We start from the raw sequence: 18,906 nt of genomic DNA on the forward strand, positions 1-18,906 counted from the left end.
TTTCTTTGCGGTCTGCCTCTTGCCTTGCTCGACGCAAACGACACGAAAGGAAAGATCCGCGAGCCACGGGGGGCAGCGCGAGACACGCGAGCGTGCTTGTCCCTGGCGCGGGCGCGCCACCCGGATCGCCGAAGAAGGCAGGAAAGAAAACGAAGGGAATCGGACGTCGGAAGTCGGAAGGAGAAATGCGATGATCGGAGCTGTGCAGTTCGTTCGGCGGGCGCTGCTGCCCGCGGCGTGCCTCGGCGCCGCCCTGACGCAGGCTGGAGACGCGCGCGCCCAGGCCGTGAAGCCCATCTGGGCCAGCAACACGTTCCAGTCCAGCGAGCACTGCGATCCGCAGACAAAGCTCCTCGGCGGCGACTACCTGAACCGTGGGTACGGGGTCTACTCTGCGAACCGCAAGTACCACCTGTTCATGCAGGACGACGGCAACCTCGTGCTGTACAAGGTGCCGTCGCAGCCGCTGTGGGCCACCGGCACCAACGGGCAGGCCATCAAGCACGCGATCATGCAGGCGGACGGCAACCTCGTGCTGTACGACTACGCGGGCCAGGCGAAGTGGGCGTCGAACACGCAGGGACACCGGGGGGCGTTCCTGGTCGTCCAGTGCGACGGCAACCTGGTCATCTACGCGCCGACGTAGCGGCCGGCTGGCAGGCGGGGAAGGACGAACGGCGAGACCACCTCGCGAGGCGAGGTTCAGGACACCTCCCGCGCCTCCTGGCGCGCACGCCGGAACATCACGATCCCGAGCAGGAGCCCGCCCGCCACGATGGCGATGTCCGCGACGTTGAAGACCGGCCAGCGATGGAGGTGGATGAAATCGATCACGTAGCCACGGGCGACGCGATCGATCGCGTTGCCGATCGCGCCGGCGACGATGAGCGCGTACCCGGCCTGCTCGGCGGCCGAGGCGTGGCGGCTGCGCCACCAGCCGAGGAGTATCACGCCGAGGGCCAGCATCGAGAAAACGAAGAGGATCGCCACCTTCGCCGGCGAGTGGATGCTCCGGAGCAGGCTGAAGGCCATGTCGCGGTTCTCGGCGTAGCGGAGATCGAGCAACCCCGGCACGATGGAGAGGGGCGCTCGCCGCTCGAGCGCGGCCTGCGCGACCGCCTTTGTCGCGTGGTCGCACCCGACCAGGGCCATCGTGAACAGGAGCAGGACCCAGCTCATCGCACGTCGCGCCATGGCCGCCAGAACGCGCGGCAGCGCCCGTCTGTTCCCGCCATGTTCCCGCCTGTCCGGCGATGACGGTCCGAGCGAGCGCCTCGTGAACGACCCGGCAGCCCGGGCGCAGGGACGGCTCGCCCCGGCGGATCCGTCGCCGCCCAGGGCGCCGAGCGACGTCGTGGCATGGCCCCTCAGGCGCGTCTTCGGCCCCATGCGCAGAAGACCACGTCACCGATATACGTGGCGTTGGCCTTCGTTCGCTCCGCGACGAGGCGATCCTCGAGCGTCTCGACGTCGAGCTCGGCCTCGGTGGCGACGCCCCGCTCCACGATGCGGGGCACCATCGCACGGACGATGGCCGCGGTGCGGTAGCGCGTCCGGGGCGTCTGCACGACCGCCTCGGCGCGCACGCGCTCCACGGCGAAGCCCGCCTGCTCCAGCACGGCCGCGAGATGGAAGCCCATGTGAATGTCGGCGCCCTCTCGCTCGACCGTTCGCCATATCCAGTGGTGCACGCGCTCGTGGAGCGGAAGGGGCGTGACGCTGGCCGGGACCATCGTGGCGTCGTGCTCCTGGAAGACGACAGCGCCTCCGGGGCGCAGGGCGCCGGAGAGGCCGCGCACGGCCGCGACGGCGTCAGGCTGGTACATCAGGACGCGCCGACCGACGATCGCATCGAAGAGGCCGAGCTCGGGCCCGAGCGCGCCCAGGTCTCCCTCCACGAAGGTCATGTTCGACAGACCTTGCTCGCGCGCCCGGTCCCGGGCCGCGGCGAGCGGCCGCGCGTCGCGGTCCACGCCCACCACCTGCCCCTGCGCACCGACGAGCTGCGCGATCATCAGCGATACATCGCCGCGACCGCAGCCCACGTCGAGGACGCGCATGCCGGCGCCGATGCCTGCGTCGGCCAGCAGCCGCCCCGTCATCTCGTCAACCACGTCGATCATGACCCGATTCGTAGCGCGAGCGGCAGCTTCGCAGCAGGGCGCCACTTTCGGCCGGATTGGCGAATTTTTCGACGCATCGTACGGAGGTGCGACCCGCGGTGCCCGGACCGCAGGCGGCGCTCTTCCGGACACGCCGGTTTCGAGGAACGCCATCGCCAGCAGGAAGGTACGCGCCGTGTAGGAATGTGAACCGTATCACATCGCGCTCGGCCGTCATCGTTCCTTGTCTGTCGCGATTTGTCGCCGCGTGGCGCGATTTGTCGCCTTCGCGACCGGTTTACAGCCGGGTACACAGGCGCCCGCGATGGGAGAGCGCCTGTGGCTGCGCGAGCAGGCCGGGCGAGAGCCGATTCGCGCCATCTCATCACATGAACGAGGCCGTCGAGGGCTTATTCCATGACAAGTCTCAGATCCTTGCTGATACGTCAGCTTGCTCAATCACGCGCTGCCCCATGGCGCGCGGGGCGCTTGCCGCTCCTCGTGTGCCTGGGCGCGTTCACGACCGCCTGTACGGCCGGCGCCGACGATCCGGTCGAGCTGGACGGGCCAGTCGGCCAGGCGGAACAGGCGCTGTGCGCGCCGGACGACAAGGCATGCAACGACACGACCATCCACGACTGGCCGACGTGGTCCCAGCAGCCCGATCGGCCGGACCCCGTCATCGAGGGGGAGGCCCCGGACGCCGGCACCGGCACGGGCACGTTCCAGGTCCAGGCGTGTGATCCGAGCCAGCTCGGCAAGCTGCCGGAGAACCCGAACCCGAAGGGCGCCGACCTCCAGAACATCACCACGAACTTCCACGTCCTCCAGTCGATCCAGCTCCTCGCGTCGATCGTCAACAAGACGGCCGAGGCGATAAGCGGCCTCAAGTCGGAGCCGGCCGCGGACGCGGACAAGGGCACGTGCATCTGCAGCCAGCAGGTGTCCGCCCAGTGCCTGGACGTCATCCAGCAGGACAAGACGACGTACGAGGAGTGCATCGACTTCTGCGACCCGAGCTCGCCGACGGCGGACCCGTGCAGCACCGGCGTCCTCGTGTGGCTCTCGAACGACATCCAGCAGACCCAGGCGGGCAAGGCCAAGTGGGCGCTCAGCACGGTGAAGTGGCTCGACAAGATCGCCGACGAGATCGGCGGCGGTCAGTTCGCCAATTTCCTGAGCCAGTTCGGCGGCGAGCTCGACAACATCAGCGAGGTGATGTCGAAGATCCAGTGCTACGTGGACCAGTACACCGAGGGCTACCACCTCGGCAGCTACTCGGACCAGCGGCCCGATCTGCACATGTGCATTCCGTGGGCCGGACACGGCGCGTACGCCAACCTGTCGGACAGCGACCGGTGGGGCATCGGCGGCCGTTACACGTCGCACACCCTGAGCAAGGAGCGCCGCGCCCAGATGCGCACCGGCGGCTTCGCCGTGACCGCGTTCGGCGAGACGCTGAGCATCCTGCCGGGGATGGAGTTCAACATGCAGCTTGACGGTTACAAGTGGTTCAACCGTGAAGCTCCCCTCGGCATCGAGGAGCTGGGCCACCTCGCCGGCGGCGGGGTCAGCCTCGACGCCGCGAAGAAGCTCGGCGTCTTCTACCTCGCGGACGAGGACCAGATGACGTCCCTCGACAGCGACGGCGACGGCCGCGTCTCCCCGCAGGAGTTCCTGATCGGCACGTACATGCCGTTCGACTACACGCCGACCGACGGCGTCCCGGCCCAGCTCACCTGGCCCCGGGAGGGCGCGGAGGCGATCGAGGACTGGGAGGGGAAGTCGGCCGCGATCCTCGCCGCGGCGCTCAACCTCGACCTGAAGCTGAAGCCGATCGAGAAGGAGCTGACGCCCATTCCCCTCCCGCCGGTACCCGGCGCGTACCTCATCCCGTACTTCAAGCTCGGCGCAGGGGCCAAGTGGTACGACGAGGCCTATCACATGCGCAAGCGCCTGCAGGAGGCGCTCAACAAGAACACGCCGAACAAGATCTCCGATCTCGACTTCAACCGCGACATGCACGGCTTCCAGGCGCCGGACGTGACCGCGGAGGCCGGGACGCAGGTGTCGGTGAGGCCGGAGGTGGGCGCGAAGCTCTTCCTCGGCGTGCCGATCGGCAAGTTCCTGAAGGTGGGCGTGGAGGCCAACATCGGCTTCTCGGTCGATCTCAAGCCGAAGGGCTCCGGCGGCGTGGTCGATCTCAACGCCTCGCTCGAGCAGGCGCTCGTGAACAGCAACCCGGACGAGGACCTCGAGTGCAAGCCCGTCTTCTCCTACAAGGATGAGGCGTCCTGCTCGAGCAAGTACGTCCCCGGGTCGTCGCTCGATCTCGCCTGCTCCCCGCTCGACACCAAGAACTCCTGCTGCCTCACCTTCATCAACGGCAGCCGCGCCTGCCTCGACGACTGGACGGGGATCACGCAGGATCTGTGCAGCCCGTCGAAGCTCTCCTACGCGCTGTTCTCGACCTTCCTGAAGGACAAGGACGCGAAGACGTACAAGAACATCTTCCAGCAGGGCTTCACGACCCAGTGGAACGCGAACAAGTCGTGCGAGGAGTGCGCGGACGACGGCACCTGCCCGAACAGCCTGCGCGCCCCCGCGCTGCCCGAGATCTCGGCGTGCGCCAAGCACGGCGTGTGCTGCCTGCCCTCGGTCTCGTCGCCCTACGGCCTGGCCTACACGCTGGCGCTCACGGACGGCACGTTCGGCGGGTCCCGCTTCCTCCAGCCCATCGACCTCGCCTACGACCGGACCGGAAACCGCCTCTACGTCGCGGACCGGACCGCCATCCGCCGCATCGATCCGCAGACCGGCCAGGTGACGACGATCGCCGGGTCGAGCGTGGCGGGCAACGTCGACGCGGTCGGGACCGCCGCGCGGTTCAACACGATCTCGGGGATCACGTATGACGCGGGCTCGCTCTACATCGCCGATCGCGGCGCTCGCTCGGTCCGCAAGCTCAACCTGAGCAACAACCAGGTGACCACGATCGCCAATCGGACGGTGTTCCTGACGCCGCGGGACGTCGCCGTACACGACGGCGCCCTCTACGTCACCGACGGCGGCGCCCGCACGCTGGTCAAGCTCGCGCTCCCCTCGGGCACGGCCACCACCGTGGCCGGCACGTCGGGCCAGGCGGGCGGCGCCGACGGCATCGGCGCAGCGGCCCAGTTCCAGGAGCCGACCAGCATCGTCGCCGACGGGCGCGGCAGGCTGTACATCAGCGACACGCCCAACAACACGCTGCGGCGGTTCGACGTCGCGTCGGCGGCGGTCACCACCGTGGCCGGGACCAGCGGCTCGGCGGGCTCGGCGGACGGCATCGGCGCGGCCGCCCGGTTCACCGCGCCGAAGGGCCTCGCCGTCGACAGCGCGGGTCACGTGCTCGTCGTCGAGGGCAACAAGCCCGGTCGCGTGCGGCGCTTCGACCCGGAGACCTCCGCCGTGACGACCGTCTCCGGTGCCCCCGGCACGGTGGCGACGGACGGCCTGGCCGACGACGCGATCTACGAGCTGCCGTCGGGCGTGGCCGTGCTCCCGAACGGCGACATCTACCTGTGCGACACGACCCCTGGGACGATCCGCAAGATCAGCGGCGACTGCGACTCGGGCATCCCCGGCGCCGTCGTGTACGACGTCACGGAGGCCGAGTGCCCCGGCAACTTCGACGCGTACAGCTGCCTGTCCGAGACCAAGGTCGACGCCACGGAGTGGCAGGGCCCCGGGTGCCACCCGCTCCAGACGGGCTTCCTGTCGGCGTGCGGCTGCACCTCGAACGCCGATTGCGCCAGCGGCGAGACGTGCGATGTCGAGGCGAAGGTGTGCACCGTCGGCGGGACCCCCGTCGACTGCGTCTGCACCGCGCAGAGCACCTGCCCGAACCAGCCCGGCCGCGCCTGCGTGAACGGGGCGTGCGCCCGGCACTGCACCTACAGCCCCGCGACGGCCAACACGGCCTGCGGCATGAACGAGGTCTGCACCCCGGGCGGCACGTGCGAGCCGAAGGCGGGCCCGAACGTCCCGTACGCCGAGGAGGTGATCTGGGGCATGAGGAACGGGGAGGACCCGACCCACGCGATCGCGACCTACGGCCTGACCGAGATCGAGCTCATCGCCGCGCTCAACGCCGGCATCCACGTGGGCCTCGAGGCGCGGCTGTTCAAGAAGTGGAAGAAGTTCACGCTGTGGAAGTGGCGCCGGACCTTCGATATCGGCTCGGTCTCGAAGTACAAGTTCCAGCCCGGGCTCGAGGCCACGTACCAGTGGGACAGCTCGCCGCTCGGCGAACTCACCAACTACCAGCCGAGCGAGGTCACGCGGTACGCGCAGGTGAGCGCGTCGACGGCCGATTTCCTCGCGTGGTGCAAGGACGAGATGCCGCTGCACTCGGCGGACCCGCTGCCCCCCACCACCGATGACGTGGTCGGCGGCGTGGAGGACGTCGTGAGCTTCGGCTTCGACATGGGCGAGACGGTCTCGTCGGCCGAGAACCTCTGCATCAACGGCCAGCCCATGACGGACTGGCTGCAGGATCAGGACGCGCTCACCCAGACGTTCGTGACCGGGACCTGCTCGTACGTCGGTCCGCAGACCGGCTCGCGCGGGAGCCTCAGCTTCCCTTGCCAGGAGTCGCATCGCCACCTGCTCAAGCACTGGGGTTGCCTCGACACGCAGCGCACGGGCACGTCCCTCGCGCTGGCCGGCGGCGACTTCAGCGGCGCCGTCGTCAACCCCGGCACGCCCCACTTCGACCTGACGAAGGTCCTCGTCGACCCGGACGCCGGCCTCGAGCCGGAGAACCTGGTGAAGCGGACGGCGACCTCCGAGGCGTGGCTCGCCGACGTGGAGACCTGCTTCGACGACCATTACGAGGACACGATCCCGTGCGCGTGCACGACGGACGCGGACTGCAACACCGGCCCTGGGCAGACCTGCGTGAACGGGACGTGCCAGACGCCGGAGAACACGGTCGCCGAGTGCTCCGTCGTGGAGAACGGGGGCGTCACCGTCGAGCGGTGCTGCGGCGACGGCGTGCAGCAGGCCTCCGAGCAGTGCGACGACGGCAACACCGTGAGCGGCGACGGCTGCTCGGCGCTCTGCAAACCGGAGTCGAAGGGGGCGTGCTGCCGGTCGGGCGGCTGCACCGACCTCGGCCAGGGCGGCATCAGCTCGGGCCAGAGCTGCGAGAACGCCGGCGGCTACTTCGTGAACGGCTATAGCTGCTCCGAGGTCGACGCGTGCGGCAGCGAGCCTGTCGGCGCTTGCCACGAGGCCGACGGGACGTGCCACGCCCCCACCTACCCGTCGCAGTGCGCCGCGGTGGGCGGGGTGTTCACGGTCAACGGAGCGTGCGAGAACCCGGTCCTGACGCTGGACCTGCAGCCCGGGAGCGCCGGGTTCGACGCGACCATCACCAACCTGGCCGGGAGCACCGGGGCGAACAACGGCAGCTCCGCCAACCTGACGGCGGGCGTCTGGACGGCCAGCGGCACCCAGTACGTGAACCGGGGCATGCTCCGCTTCGATCTCTCGCCGATCCCGGCGGGCGCCACGATCGAGCGGGCGCGGCTCAGCCTGTACGCGGACCCCGACGCCCGCCTGTACGGCCAGGGGACCCACAACGGCCTCGGCCCGGGGCACTCGACGCACGGCGGCTCCAACGCCTTCCTGCTCCAGCGCATCACCTCGTCGTGGCAGGAGAACACCGTCACGTGGGCGAACCAGCCGAGCGTGTCGACGGCGAACCAGGTGCTCCTGCCGCAGAGCACGTCGACGAGCCAGGACTATGAAAACATCGACGTGACCGCGCTCGTGCGAGACATGCTCGCCACGCCCGGGAACAACCATGGATTCATGATCCGGCTCGAGAGCGAGGGGACGAACTACCGGGAGGTCTCGTTCACGTCGAGCGACTACGCGACCGACGTGAGGCGCCCGAGGCTCGTGGTTCGCTACCGCAACCCGTAATAGCCGGCGCCGCCGGGCCGGCCAGGCAGGCGAGGGGGCGGGCAGCGCGTCCGTGTGACGCCGCCGGCCGCCCCCCGCCCCCGGCCCGGCGGCGCCGCATTCACCCGATCTTCAGCTTCTGTCCGAGAACGCAGCGGAACGCAGAGAAAGCATCAGAGACGACGATGAGATACGCAGCTCGAAACTTCGCAGGTATCACTGGCGGCCTCCTCGCGGGCCTCGTGGGGCTGTCCACGGCGCTGGCTCAGGTCACGCCGCTCGACACCAACCACGTGGTCATCATCGACCGCTCCGGCAGCATGACCGGGACCAACCTCGCCCTCGCGCAGCAGGCGGCGAAGATCTACCTGAACACGCTCGTCTCGAGCAACGTGCCCGGCGCGCAGTTGTTCACCGAGCAGATCGGCCTGGCGAGCTACTCGGACACGGCCTCGGAGTCGTTCCCGATCACGCCGATCCCGGCGTCCGGCTACGAGGCGGCCGTGGACGCGCTCGTCGCGAGCGGGTCGACGTCGATCGGGGCGGGCCTCGAGCAGGCGCTCGACATGCTCACCGCGGAGAACTCGAGCAAGGGTCCGCGCGAGTGCGTCGTCCTCCTCTCCGACGGGCAGCACAACACGCCGCCGGCGCCGGACGACTTCTGGAACGACTATTTCAGCCGCGTGGACGAGGTCCACTCGATCGCGCTCGGGTCGGGGGCCGACGAGGCGATGATGAGCGACATCGCGACGAATTTCGGGACCTCGCCCGGGCTCTTCATGCGCGCCGACGTCAGCTCCGACGTCGATCAGCTCGAGCTGCTCGGCGCGTTCAACCGCATGGCCAACGACTGCCGGGAGGGCGGCATGATCGATCTGGGGTTGACCCCGGTCCTCCCGGGAGGAATGGCATGCGTCCAGCCGACCGTCTCGGCCGCTCAGATCGTGGATTTCACGATGATCTTCCTCGGCAGCGTCGCCCCCGACGTGCGCCTGACGCCGCCGCCGCAGCACCCGACCTCCCAGATCGACGAGACGAACTACGGGACGTCGGGATCCGACCTGACCTTCTTCTCGGCCGACAACTTCAAGCGCTTCTCGCTGAACCTCACGCAGTCGTACGAGGAGGGCGACTGGTATTTCTGCGCCACCAACAACTCGTCGTCGACCATCTATCTCTACTCCTCGGTGTCGACGCTGATCGACAACATCCAGCTCCGGGTCACGACCAACGGCCTGAACGTCGGGGCGCAGCCGCTGACCGTCGAGGCCGAGGTCACCCACCTGGGCGTCCCGGTGACGGGCGCCGCGGTCAGCGCGGAGATGACGGCGCCGAGCGGCGCGGTCACGCAGCTTTCGCTCTATGACGACGGGCTCGCCGCGCACGGCGACCAGGTTGCCAACAACGGCGTCTACTCGCTGAAGTTCAACCAGTTCACCGAGACGGGGAGCCACCAGATCACGGTGTTCGCGGAGCACGACGGCAACTCCAGCGTCCCGAGGTTCATGCGCGAGTACACGTTCGGGGTCTACAAGAACCCGAACCCGACCGTGACCTGCCAGAGCCTCGGCCAGGCGGGGCCGGCGACCACCGCCACGGTGAACGGCACGGCGTGCTTCCAGATCGACCCGGCGCACTACCCGACCGGCTGGACGCCGGCGAACCTGTGGCTCCAGGTGACCTCGATGGACGGCCAGTCGCTGAACGGCGTCACCGTGTCCGTCAACGGCGGGCCGGCCCAGAGCCCCGCGGCGAACAGCTGGTCGACGCAGCTCTCGACACCGTTCCCGGGCGCGACGACCCCCCTCGTCTACGAGGTGAGCACGACGAGCAACCGGCAGCTCCAGCTCGCGTGGCATCCGTGATCGCCGCCGCGCCCCCGGCGCGGGCCCGCCGTCGCGGCGCCCGCGCGCGGGGGCGCGGGTGACTCGTGGCCGCGGCGCCGGCGGGCCTGGCCTCCCGGCGTCGCGTCGCGCCCGCCTACCGGCGGCTCAGCGCGCGGGACACGGAGCGGGCGCTCGCGTAGCCGAGCTCGGCGGCGAGCGTGTGCCGCGAGGGGCTGGCGCCGGCCAGGTACCGATCCATGAGCGCGGCGCGCGTCTCCGCGAGGAGCGCGCGGTGCGACGTGCCCTGCTCCCGCAGCTGCCGCTGGAGCGTGCGCGGGCTGACGCCCATGCGCTCGGCCACGTTGTCGATGTTCGGGTTGCCCTCGGCGATGCACTCGCGGAGCGCGTGGCGGACCTCGGCGGCGAAGCCGGACGGCGCGGCGGGCGGCGGCGCGTCGACCGGGCCTGGCTGCTGGAGCCGCATCTGCGCGAACGCTTCGAGGATCTCGCACAGCCGGGGGTCGGCGGCGCGGAACGGCACATCCAGGTGCTCGCGCCGGAAGACCAGCTCGTCGCAGGGGGCGCCGAACTCGACCGGCGCGTCGAAGAGCCGTTCGTAGGCACCTCTACCGCCCCTGCGGCGGTGCCGGAAGCGCACGGCCACCGGGCGGAGGTACTCGCCGGAGAACGCCCGCGCCCGGAGCACGGTCATGCCGGCGAGGAGCTCCGACACGGCGGGCACGCTGTTCGGCGCGACGTGGCGGAAGCGCGCGTGGCGGCTGTCGGCGTGCAAGCCCAGCACGCCGGAGTCGGCGAGCAGCGGGGCGAAGCGGATGAAGCGGGAGAGCGCGTCGCCGAAGCTGGCGCTGCTCCGCGACAGGTAGTCGAGGACGTCGAGCGTGCCGACGTCGAGCGTCTCGGCGACGCGGAGCCCGAGCAGGGGGTCGCCGCTCACCCGCTCGGCGGACGACCAGACGTACCGCGCTGCGCTCAAGGGGATCGGCACGCCGCGCTGGCCGAGGGCCGCCGGCGGCAGCGCCGCGCCTCGCAGGACCGCCTCGAGCGGCAGGCCGAGCTTCGGTGCGGCGGAGATGAGGAGCAGGATGAAGTCGGAAAACGCAGCCGGAGCTGGCTCTTTGCGCACAGTTCCTCACAAGTCTAAGAGCCTCCAGGATAGAGGGCGGTGAGCGGCCTTGCAACCGAGGCCAGGCGTCGCGAGCGTGCGCTCCGGTGGACACCACGCCTTCGTCATGGTCGGGCCACGCGGGTCCAGCAGGGGGAGCCTCGCGGCTCAGAGTCGGCAGATGCCTGTCGCGTCGTGGAAGTCCCGTGCGGGAGCTGGACGATGGCCCTCCGGGGGGGCAGGAGCGATCGTCGACCTCCTCTGGATGATCCACTCTGCGACCGCGACGTTGATCGCCCAGCCGGCGCCCATGAGGAGCGCTTTCTCCCCCGCGTCCGGCGGGCCGACGAGCAAGGCCCAGGGCGCGACGGTCAGCACCTGAGTTCCTGCGCCCATACCGATGGCGTAGCCGCGCAGCATCCAGGCGCCGTGGCGGACGAAGTCGCGCCGAAAGAGGGCGGCCACGCCGAGGAGGAGCGACGTCAACATGGCAGAGCCGACGAGCAGCCGGAGGACGGCGAGCGCGTCGCCGTCGCTCGCGGGGAGCTCGTGAAACGCCTGCATCCATAGACCCGAGGCCGCAGCGACGAGCCCCGCCGGGACCAGCGCCCACCCCGCCGTTCGGTGCCAGCGAGGTCTCCGGCGGCGAAGGCCGGAGGAGAACTGGAACGCGCCCAGGACCGCGTACACGCTGACGCTGACGATGTGCAGCACGACGGGCAGCGGCGCCGCGAAGAAGCGCGCGTTGTCCCGGGTGATCTCGGCGCCGGCGCCGAGCTCGAACAGGCGATACGCACCGGCACTGACGGGGACCGCGCCGAGGGCTATCAGGGACGCGGGCACGAGCCAGCCTCGCTTCGTCGACGGGATCGTGGGGCTCTTGTTCGTCATGAAGCAAACGTAGCCACCGCCCCAGCCACGGAACAATTGGCACAGAGGCCAGATCCGGGTCGACCGGGAGTCCGATGGTCCGATCGTACTTTCGGCCAGGTGTGCCTCCTGGCCCCCGCCCGAGGCGTCAGTCCCGAACGCGACCGGTCTCGTAGGCCCAGATGGCGATCTCGACCCGGTTGCGTGCGCCGAGCTTGGTCATGAGGCTGGCGATGTGGGCCTTGACGGTGCTCAGGCTGATGTGGAGCTCGTCGGCGATCTCCGCGTTGGTTCGCCCGCGGGCCACCGTGAGGAGGACCTCCTCCTCGCGGGCGGTGAGGGCCTCGCTCGGTTGCGCTCGTGGGAGGCTGGGCCGGGAGGCGGCGAACGCGGAGAGGAGGCGGGCGGTGATGCCTGGAGCGATCAAGGCGTCGCCCCTGGCGGCGGCGCGGATGGCCTGCGCGAGCAGATCCGGACCGGCGTCTTTCAGCAAGAAGCCACGGGCGCCGGCCTCGAGGGCGCCATACACATACTCGTCGTGGTCGAAGGTGGTGATCACGACGACCGCGAGCGGACGGTCGACCGTCGGGCCGGCGAGCCGTCGCGTGGCCTCGATGCCGTCGATCCCGGGCATGCGAATGTCGAACAGGCACACGTCGGGGCGGAGGGCGAGCGCCAGCTCCACGGCCCGGTGTCCGTCGGCGGCGACGCCCACGACCTCGATGTCGGGCTGGGCGTCGAGGATCATGCTGAGCCCGGTACGGACGATCTCCTGGTCGTCGGCGACGATGACGCGAATGCTCATGTGGACCGTCCATTCCGGGGCAGCACAGCCGTTACCGTCCAGCCACGCTCTGGGCCCGGGCCCGCGTGGCACGTGCCGCCGAGCAGCTCCGCTCGCTCGGTCATCCCGATGAGCCCGTATCCCATGGACTCTGAATGACGGGCGCGGACCACACGGCCATCGTCCGTGACCCGCAAACGTACGGAGGCGCTGTCAGCTGTGACTTCGACTTCAATCCGGGTTGCCTGGCGAGCGTGCCGGCGAGCGTTGGTGATCGACTCCTGCGCAAGACGAAAGATCGCGGCGGAGATCGACGACGGCACGTCATCGAAGTCCCCGGTCAGCTTGACCTCGACGGGGGGCCCCGCAGCCGACTGGCTCGCCAATCGCTCGATGTCGGAGACGCGCGGGCTCGGCGCGAGCCCCGCCGGCTCGTCCCGGCGCAGGAGCCGAACCATCGTGCGCATCTCCCCGAGCGCACGAGAGGCCTCGTCCGCGATCACGCGGAGCGCGTCCACGGGCGCCTCGGGGCGAGCCGATGCGGCTGCCAGACCGGCCTGCGCGCGGATCGCGATCGCCGACACGTGGTGGGCGACGGTGTCGTGCAAGTCACGGGCGAGGCGCTCTCGCTCGGCCAGCTTGGCTTCATCGAGCTCTCGCAGCCGCACGCGAGCCCGATAGCGCGCCGCCGCGCCCAGCGCCATGCAAGACAGCAGGACGGCCGAGCCCCCGACGATGTCGCCAATCCCGGCCCGGTTAATGATCAGCTCGAACGACGCCGCGGCCGCGATGACAGGCAGCCCGAGCGCCGCTTCGCGCCCTGTACCCCACCGGAACAGCGCGTAGGGGAGCAGCAGCATGTACGCCATCGCGTGCAGCCCTGGCGACCCGCTGCCGGCGAAGAGGGCCGCGATCTTCACGACCGTGACGAGGCCGAACGCGATCACCACCATCAGCAGCGGCCTGGTCCTCCGCCACAGCAGCGTCGGCAGGAGCCCGACGCCGACGATCAGCGAAGCGGTGCGCCAGGGTAGATCGGAGCGGAAGGCGGCCTCGAGCGACCCGATGACGGCGAACGCCGCCACGAGCACGCAGTCCATCCGGGTGCGCCGAGGTGAGCGCGGCGCTCGCGGCTCGGACCACACGGATCGCAGGAACCTTCGCGCCTGGCTCATGAGCGCGCGGGGTTCTCCGGTGAAGGCGGCGCTCAGCACCCCGGCGCGCGGCAGATGCCCATCTTGATGCGGGCGATCTCCTGGAGCTCCTCGGCGATCTCGAGCGTGCGCAGCGCGGCGGCGCGCGCGAGCGCCTGGGCCTCCTCGGTGACCGCGAGGCGCGCGAGGAGGCGCCGGCCCATCTCGTGGTGGTGGCCCTCGTCGGGCTGGATGACGTCGCGGTAGAGCCGCGCCGTCTCGGCGTCGCCCTGCGCCTCGCAGTACTCGATGAAGGCCAGGTTGTGCACCTTCGCGAGCGCCTCGCGCGTGAACTGGCCCGCCGCGACGCGCTCGACCGTGGAGCCGAGCCCCTTCAGGTACGCGTACATCGGCGTGGGCGGCCCGAACCTCGCCGGGATCGCCGCCGGATCGACGCCGAGCGCGCGCAGGCGCTCGGCGATGAGCCGGTAGTGCCGCGCCTCGTCGCCGCACTGGCGGGCGAGGGCGAGCTTCACCTCGACGTCGGCCTCGGTGGTGAGCCACAGCGCGGCCTCCTCGGTCGCCTCGAGCTCCTTCTTGAGCGCTGTCGCGAGCAGCTCCGGGATGCCGATGCCGCTCCGGGGCTCGGCCGCGCCGGCCGCGGCGCCGATGTGGGCGAGGCGCTCGCCGACCTTGCGGTCGAGCTCGTCGAGGAATTCCTCTGCATTCATGTGGGACATGATGGGTGTGCCCCGGGCGGCGGGTCAATAGGCGGCCCTTTCCCCGGGCGAGGAGGGTGTACGCTCCTGGAATGGCCTGGAGCTTTTTGCCCTCGTGGATCGATCTCGAGTCCGTCTCGATCTCGTTCGAGCTCCCCGCGCGCACCGTCCTGAAGCGCACCGGGGTGGCGTCCCTCGCGACGTCGAGCGCCACGGCGCTCCGCCTGACGCTCGCGCCGTCGCTGCTGCGCGTCGCGTTCGAGCCTTACCTCGTGATCGACCTGCCGCCGCCGCTCGGCGACATGGGGCTCCAGCAGGTCGAGTACGACTTCCGCACGGGCGCGATGGCCCCCAACGTCTTCTACACGGGCGGCCTCGTGCGGGTGGGGAAGGGGTCGGCCGAGGACGAGGCGCGCGCGTTCCTGCGCGGGCTCGTCACGTCGACGCCCATGGCGATTCCCCCGTACGATCCGACGAGCGATCCCGATCTCGTGCTGACGGTGCGTCAGGTGCTCTCGAACCTCGAGTCGGGCGGCGGCGGCCCCGCGGTCCGCGGCGCCCGCCTGTCCGCGCGGGCGACGCTGCGCGAGGAGCTCGCGGGCGCGGTGGGCCCGGACGGGTTCCGCATCCCGGCCGGCGCGACGATCGCCGCGAGCGTCGACCTCGAGGGCACCCGGGAGGAGATCGAGACGGCGCCGCGCGTGAAGCGCGTCGAGGTCGACTGCTCCTCCGCGGTGCTGCGCAAGAACGGCGCGGATCAGGCGGATCTGCGCCGGTTCGTCGTGCATCGCGGCGGCGAGATCGTCGTCGAGCAGGTGGAGCCGCTCGGCGCGGCCGGCCAGGCGGCGGGGATCGAGTCGCTCGTGCGCCTGTTCGGGGCCCTCGTGGCGGGCGGCGGCGTCGCGCTCGACCCGCAGCGCCTCGGGCCGAGCGCGGTCGAGGGGCTGGTCAAGGAGGAGATCGCGCGCGCGCTGCGCCCGGTGCTCGTGGAATGGGTGCAGCAGAACGCGGAGGTCGTCGCGGGGATGGACCTGCGGGAAGTGCTCGGCATCGCGGCGGAGGGGCAGGGGGTGGCGTGAGCGCCCGACGGGCGCCGCGGGCGGGCGGAGCGCGGAGGGGCGCGCGGCCGCCGCCTGCTGCGCGGCGCGGATCGTCAGCCGCCCGCTGTTCGCCGATGCCGCTTTACAGCGCGTCCCCCTGTTCTAGGTGCTCTTCATGAGATCTCTTCTTCGTGCCATGACCCGCTGGCAAGCGGCTTCCCTGATCTCCATTGCATGGCTATGTCTTCACTGCAGCTCGGGCGGCGCGCCGGGCTCGATCACCGGCGGCGGCAGCTCCGCCGGCGAGGGGGGCGCCGGCAGCAGCGCGACCGGCGAGGGGGGCAGCAGCGCGACCGGCGAGGGGGGCAATTCGGTCGGAGCGGGCGGCGAGGGCGGCTCGATCGGCGAGGGCGGCTCGATCGGCGAGGGCGGCTCGATCGGCGAGGGCGGCTCGGCCGGCGGCGGGTGTGGCCTGCCGAAGAATCCCGCGGTGTTCGAGATCGGGACAGGCGAGACCTGCTTCGAGCACATCGAGGATGGCGCCACGCTGCCCGTGATGGCCGGGCCGCAGGGGGGCTATCACCTCTGGCTCGCCGTCGCCTGCGGCGATTGCGGCGAGGCGGTCCGCCTGCGGTACAGCGTCAGGGACCCTGCGACCGGCGGCCTGTTCCCGTCGGGCGTGATGCACGAGGGGGTGATCCCGCTCCTCCCCGGGGATCTCCCGCACGCGTACGGGCTCGCCACGCGCCTCCCCGGAGCGCTATGGGATCCGGCCTCCGTGCTCCCCGAGGGGACCCGCGTGATCCTCGCGGCGGAGGCGCGCAACGATGACGGCTCGACGAAGCACGCGGCGCAGGTGGAGGTCGTCCTCGGCGCCACCCGGTCCTGGGGACTGCCGTGCAGCGACATCCCGGAGACCTGCGGCGCTCCCGGCGGGCTGCCGTGCTGCGACACGGTCGAGTGACGCCGCCGACGGGGCGAGGGGGCCGCCCGGCGCGAGCACCCGTGATGCCGGAGACCTCGGCGCACCACGAGGATGGTATAAGCCCCGGAATGCGACTCTCCGCCCTCCACATCTATCCAGTCAAGGGCTGCCGGGGCATCGCGCTCGACGCGGCGGCCGTCGACGAGCTCGGCATCGCCGGCGACCGGCGCTTCATGATCATCGACCCCGACGGCAAGCCGCTCACGCAGCGCCCGCTGCCGCGCATGGCGCTCATCGAGACGCAGCTCTCCCCGGGCGCGCTCACGCTGAGCGCCGCCGGCCGCGCGCCGATCTCGGTGCCGCGCTCGGCGCAGGGCGCGCCGCTGCTCACGGTCGAGGTCTGGAAGAGCACCGGCCTCGTGGCCGAGGACTGCGGCGACGAGGCCGCCGCGTGGCTCAGCGACTACCTGGAGCACCCGGCGCGGCTCGTCCGCATCGGCGAGGCGTACCGCCGGCCCGTCCTCAAGTCGTCGGTGGCGCGCCCGGAGGACGTCGTGTCGTTCGCCGACGAGTTCCCGCTGCTCGTCATCTCCGAGGCCTCCCTCGCCGAGCTGAACGCGCGCCTCGTGGCCAGCGGCGCCGCCCCGGTGCCGATGGATCGCTTCCGGCCCAACCTCGTCGTGAGCGGGTGCGCCGCCTTCGAGGAGGACCTGTGGACCCGCGTCCGCATCGGAGGCGTCGTGCTCCGCCCCGGCGGCCCGTGCGCCCGCTGCGTGGTCACGACGACCGACCAGCGCACCGCGGAGCGCGGCCCGGAGCCGCTCCGCGTGCTCGCCACCTTCCGGCGCGATCCGCAGAGGCACGGCGACATCAACTTCGGTCAGAACTACATCCACGAGACGAAGTCCGGCGCGCTGCGCGTGGGGGACGATGTGACGCTCGTGCAATGATGCGCTGACCGCGCCCGGAGAGGCGGCGGCGCCGTCGGGGCGACGCGGACCGCGGCGCATCCGTGATACAGAGGGAGCATGAGAAAGCATGCGCTTCGTTCCTGGATCGTCTCGCTCGCCGTCGTGACCGTGCTCTCCCTCGTCTCGCTCGGCACCGCCAGCGCAGGAGAGGCCGAGAAGAAGCTCGCCCGGGAGCTCACGCAACTCGTCATGCCGAAGGAGGTTTACAACGCGCTCCTCGATCAGCTCATGACCAACATGGGGGCCTCGATGCAGCAGGCGGGCGCGAAGATCTCCGCCAGCGACGCCGGGAAGCTGAAGAGGGTCGTCACCGAGGTGCTGCCGTACGACGAGCTCGTCCAGTGGAACACGGAGATCTACGCGACGAAGTTCACCGCCGATGAGCTGAGGGAGCTCATCAAGTTCTATGGCACGCCGGTCGGGAAGAAGGCGGCGAAGCTGCTCCCCGAGATCAGCGGCGAGGTGGGCAAGAAGGTCGGGGCGGTCATCGTCCAGCGGATGCCCGCGGCGATGAAGAAGGCCGGGATCCAGTAGCGCGCGCCGCGCGCGAGGGCGGCGCTCGCGCTACCGCTCCTCGCGCTACCGCTTGTAGACGAGGAAGCCGGCGACGGCGTCGAGGAGCGCCCGCGGCTCATCGGCGCGCACCGAGTGGCTGCTGCGTTCGAAGACGCGGAGATCGGCGCCGGGGATGAGGCGCGCGATCTCCTCCGAGAGATCGGGCGGGCAGATCCAGTCGTGCCGGCCGGCGATGACGAGGGTGGGCACCTTGATCTCGGGGAGGCGCGGCGTGAAGTCGAAGGTTCGCATGAACCGCTCCAGGGCGGCGTTCCACGCCTCGACGTTGTAGATGGTGCGCGCGCTCGACTCGGCCGCCTTCTGCGGATCGAAGGTGGTCGAGTAGAGCGGCCCCATGATCTCGAGGAATTCGGCGAACTGCTCGTCGCTCTCGAGCGCGCCGGCGAAGAGGCGCTCGCACGCCGCCTTCTGCCGCTCCGTGCCGCGCTCGGCCACGATCTGCTTCGCCCGGTCGATGAGGCGATGGCTGGCCGCGGTGGCCACCAGGATGAGATGAGAGATGTGCTGCTGGTATTCCAGCGCGTAGGCCATGGCCACCATGCCGCCATAGGAGGTGCCCATGACCGCGATGCGGTCGAGGCCGAGGTGCAGGCGCAGCGCCTCCATGTCCTCGACGTTGTTCTCGATCGTGTACGTGTCCTTCGGCCCGCGCGCCGAGCGGCCCTGTCCGCGATGATCGAAATAGACGAGCTGGGCCCGGTCGGCGAGCGGCGCCATCCCGGCCTTGTGCGAGGAGTGGTCTGCGCCCGGCCCGCCGTGCACGACGAACATCACCGGCTTCTCGCGCATCTCGGGGCCGTCGGGGACGAGGCCCATGCCGTCGACGTCGAAGTAGATCTCGGTGTCCCTGAGCTTCGCGCGCATCGCGCGAGGGTACCCGATCGA

15 protein-coding genes are annotated in these 18,906 nt (G+C 70.6%); 7 read left to right on the top strand and 8 right to left on the bottom strand.

Annotated features, from left to right (window positions below; translation table 11 throughout):
- Positions 1-190: 190 nt before the first annotated feature.
- Complete coding sequence (locus WMF24_RS00645; protein ID WP_437734390.1) at positions 191-646, top strand: lectin; 456 nt, start codon at positions 191-193, stop codon at positions 644-646.
- A 56-nt stretch (positions 647-702) separates the two neighbouring features.
- Here the strand turns inward: WMF24_RS00645 and lspA are convergent, their stop codons facing one another.
- Positions 703-1,179, bottom strand: a complete 477-nt coding sequence (gene lspA, locus WMF24_RS00650) for a signal peptidase II (protein ID WP_437734391.1) — start codon at positions 1,177-1,179, stop codon at positions 703-705.
- Between the two features lie 188 nt (positions 1,180-1,367).
- The gene (locus tag WMF24_RS00655) at positions 1,368-2,123 is read right to left on the bottom strand and encodes a methyltransferase domain-containing protein (RefSeq protein ID WP_437734392.1); all 756 of its coding nucleotides are present in this window, start codon (positions 2,121-2,123) and stop codon (positions 1,368-1,370) included.
- A 468-nt stretch (positions 2,124-2,591) separates the two neighbouring features.
- Between WMF24_RS00655 and WMF24_RS00660 the strand changes: the two genes are divergently transcribed.
- Complete coding sequence (locus WMF24_RS00660) at positions 2,592-8,075, top strand: DNRLRE domain-containing protein (protein WP_437734393.1); 5,484 nt, start codon at positions 2,592-2,594, stop codon at positions 8,073-8,075.
- Positions 8,076-8,239: 164 nt separating this feature from the next.
- A complete protein-coding gene (locus WMF24_RS00665; RefSeq protein ID WP_437734394.1) occupies positions 8,240-9,919 on the top strand; it encodes a VWA domain-containing protein in 1,680 nt (559 codons plus the stop codon).
- Between the two features lie 115 nt (positions 9,920-10,034).
- On the opposite strand, the gene WMF24_RS00670 is transcribed toward WMF24_RS00665, so the two are convergent.
- The 5 genes from WMF24_RS00670 to WMF24_RS00690 all read right to left on the bottom strand — a co-directional run bounded on the left by WMF24_RS00670 (position 10,035) and on the right by WMF24_RS00690 (position 14,521).
- On the bottom strand, positions 10,035-11,024 hold the full coding sequence (locus WMF24_RS00670) for an AraC family transcriptional regulator ligand-binding domain-containing protein (protein ID WP_437734395.1): 990 nt from the start codon (positions 11,022-11,024) through the stop codon (positions 10,035-10,037).
- Positions 11,025-11,171: 147 nt separating this feature from the next.
- Positions 11,172-11,894 (bottom strand): DUF2306 domain-containing protein, encoded by a 723-nt coding sequence (locus WMF24_RS00675; protein WP_437734396.1) that lies wholly within the window; start codon positions 11,892-11,894, stop codon positions 11,172-11,174.
- A gap of 127 nt (positions 11,895-12,021) precedes the next feature.
- The gene (locus WMF24_RS00680) at positions 12,022-12,678 is read right to left on the bottom strand and encodes a response regulator (protein ID WP_437734397.1); all 657 of its coding nucleotides are present in this window, start codon (positions 12,676-12,678) and stop codon (positions 12,022-12,024) included.
- Positions 12,675-13,832 (bottom strand): sensor histidine kinase, encoded by a 1,158-nt coding sequence (locus tag WMF24_RS00685; RefSeq protein WP_437734398.1) that lies wholly within the window; start codon positions 13,830-13,832, stop codon positions 12,675-12,677. Before WMF24_RS00685 ends, WMF24_RS00680 begins: the two co-directional genes overlap by 4 nt.
- 32 nt (positions 13,833-13,864) lie before the next feature.
- A complete protein-coding gene (locus tag WMF24_RS00690) occupies positions 13,865-14,521 on the bottom strand; it encodes a ferritin-like domain-containing protein (protein ID WP_437734399.1) in 657 nt (218 codons plus the stop codon).
- 80 nt (positions 14,522-14,601) lie between these two features.
- On the opposite strand from WMF24_RS00690, the gene WMF24_RS00695 reads away from it, so the two are divergent.
- The 4 genes from WMF24_RS00695 (at position 14,602) to WMF24_RS00710 (ending at position 17,979) form a co-directional block, all read left to right on the top strand.
- Entirely contained in the window at positions 14,602-15,588 is a 987-nt protein-coding gene (locus WMF24_RS00695) for a hypothetical protein (protein ID WP_437734400.1), read from the top strand.
- A gap of 136 nt (positions 15,589-15,724) precedes the next feature.
- Positions 15,725-16,513, top strand: coding sequence for a hypothetical protein (locus WMF24_RS00700; RefSeq protein WP_437734401.1), 789 nt, complete (start codon positions 15,725-15,727; stop codon positions 16,511-16,513).
- An 89-nt stretch (positions 16,514-16,602) separates the two neighbouring features.
- Complete coding sequence (locus WMF24_RS00705) at positions 16,603-17,424, top strand: MOSC domain-containing protein (RefSeq protein WP_437734402.1); 822 nt, start codon at positions 16,603-16,605, stop codon at positions 17,422-17,424.
- Between the two features lie 78 nt (positions 17,425-17,502).
- Positions 17,503-17,979, top strand: a complete 477-nt coding sequence (locus tag WMF24_RS00710; RefSeq protein WP_437734403.1) for a DUF2059 domain-containing protein — start codon at positions 17,503-17,505, stop codon at positions 17,977-17,979.
- Positions 17,980-18,024: 45 nt separating this feature from the next.
- Here WMF24_RS00710 and WMF24_RS00715 read toward each other — a convergent pair whose 3' ends face one another.
- Positions 18,025-18,885, bottom strand: coding sequence for an alpha/beta fold hydrolase (locus tag WMF24_RS00715; RefSeq protein ID WP_437734404.1), 861 nt, complete (start codon positions 18,883-18,885; stop codon positions 18,025-18,027).
- Positions 18,886-18,906 lie beyond the last annotated feature (21 nt).

The sequence above is a fragment of the Sorangium sp. So ce1335 genome, from assembly GCF_051521615.1.
In the GTDB taxonomy this organism is placed as follows: Bacteria; Myxococcota_A; Polyangia; order Polyangiales; family Polyangiaceae; genus Sorangium.

Bases quoted from the DNA above. Each gene is read 5' to 3' on its own strand.
- WMF24_RS00645 (WP_437734390.1), top strand. From the start codon at position 191: ATGATCGGAGCTGTGCAGTTCGTTCGGCGGGCGCTGCTGCCCGCGGCG.
- lspA (WP_437734391.1), bottom strand. From the start codon at position 1,179: ATGAGCTGGGTCCTGCTCCTGTTCACGATGGCCCTGGTCGGGTGCGAC.
- WMF24_RS00655 (WP_437734392.1), bottom strand. From the start codon at position 2,123: ATGATCGACGTGGTTGACGAGATGACGGGGCGGCTGCTGGCCGACGCA.
- WMF24_RS00665 (WP_437734394.1), top strand. From the start codon at position 8,240: ATGAGATACGCAGCTCGAAACTTCGCAGGTATCACTGGCGGCCTCCTC.
- WMF24_RS00675 (WP_437734396.1), bottom strand. From the start codon at position 11,894: ATGACGAACAAGAGCCCCACGATCCCGTCGACGAAGCGAGGCTGGCTC.
- WMF24_RS00680 (WP_437734397.1), bottom strand. From the start codon at position 12,678: ATGAGCATTCGCGTCATCGTCGCCGACGACCAGGAGATCGTCCGTACC.
- WMF24_RS00685 (WP_437734398.1), bottom strand. From the start codon at position 13,832: ATGAGCCAGGCGCGAAGGTTCCTGCGATCCGTGTGGTCCGAGCCGCGA.
- WMF24_RS00690 (WP_437734399.1), bottom strand. From the start codon at position 14,521: ATGAATGCAGAGGAATTCCTCGACGAGCTCGACCGCAAGGTCGGCGAG.
- WMF24_RS00695 (WP_437734400.1), top strand. From the start codon at position 14,602: ATGGCCTGGAGCTTTTTGCCCTCGTGGATCGATCTCGAGTCCGTCTCG.
- WMF24_RS00700 (WP_437734401.1), top strand. From the start codon at position 15,725: ATGAGATCTCTTCTTCGTGCCATGACCCGCTGGCAAGCGGCTTCCCTG.
- WMF24_RS00705 (WP_437734402.1), top strand. From the start codon at position 16,603: ATGCGACTCTCCGCCCTCCACATCTATCCAGTCAAGGGCTGCCGGGGC.
- WMF24_RS00710 (WP_437734403.1), top strand. From the start codon at position 17,503: ATGAGAAAGCATGCGCTTCGTTCCTGGATCGTCTCGCTCGCCGTCGTG.
- WMF24_RS00715 (WP_437734404.1), bottom strand. From the start codon at position 18,885: ATGCGCGCGAAGCTCAGGGACACCGAGATCTACTTCGACGTCGACGGC.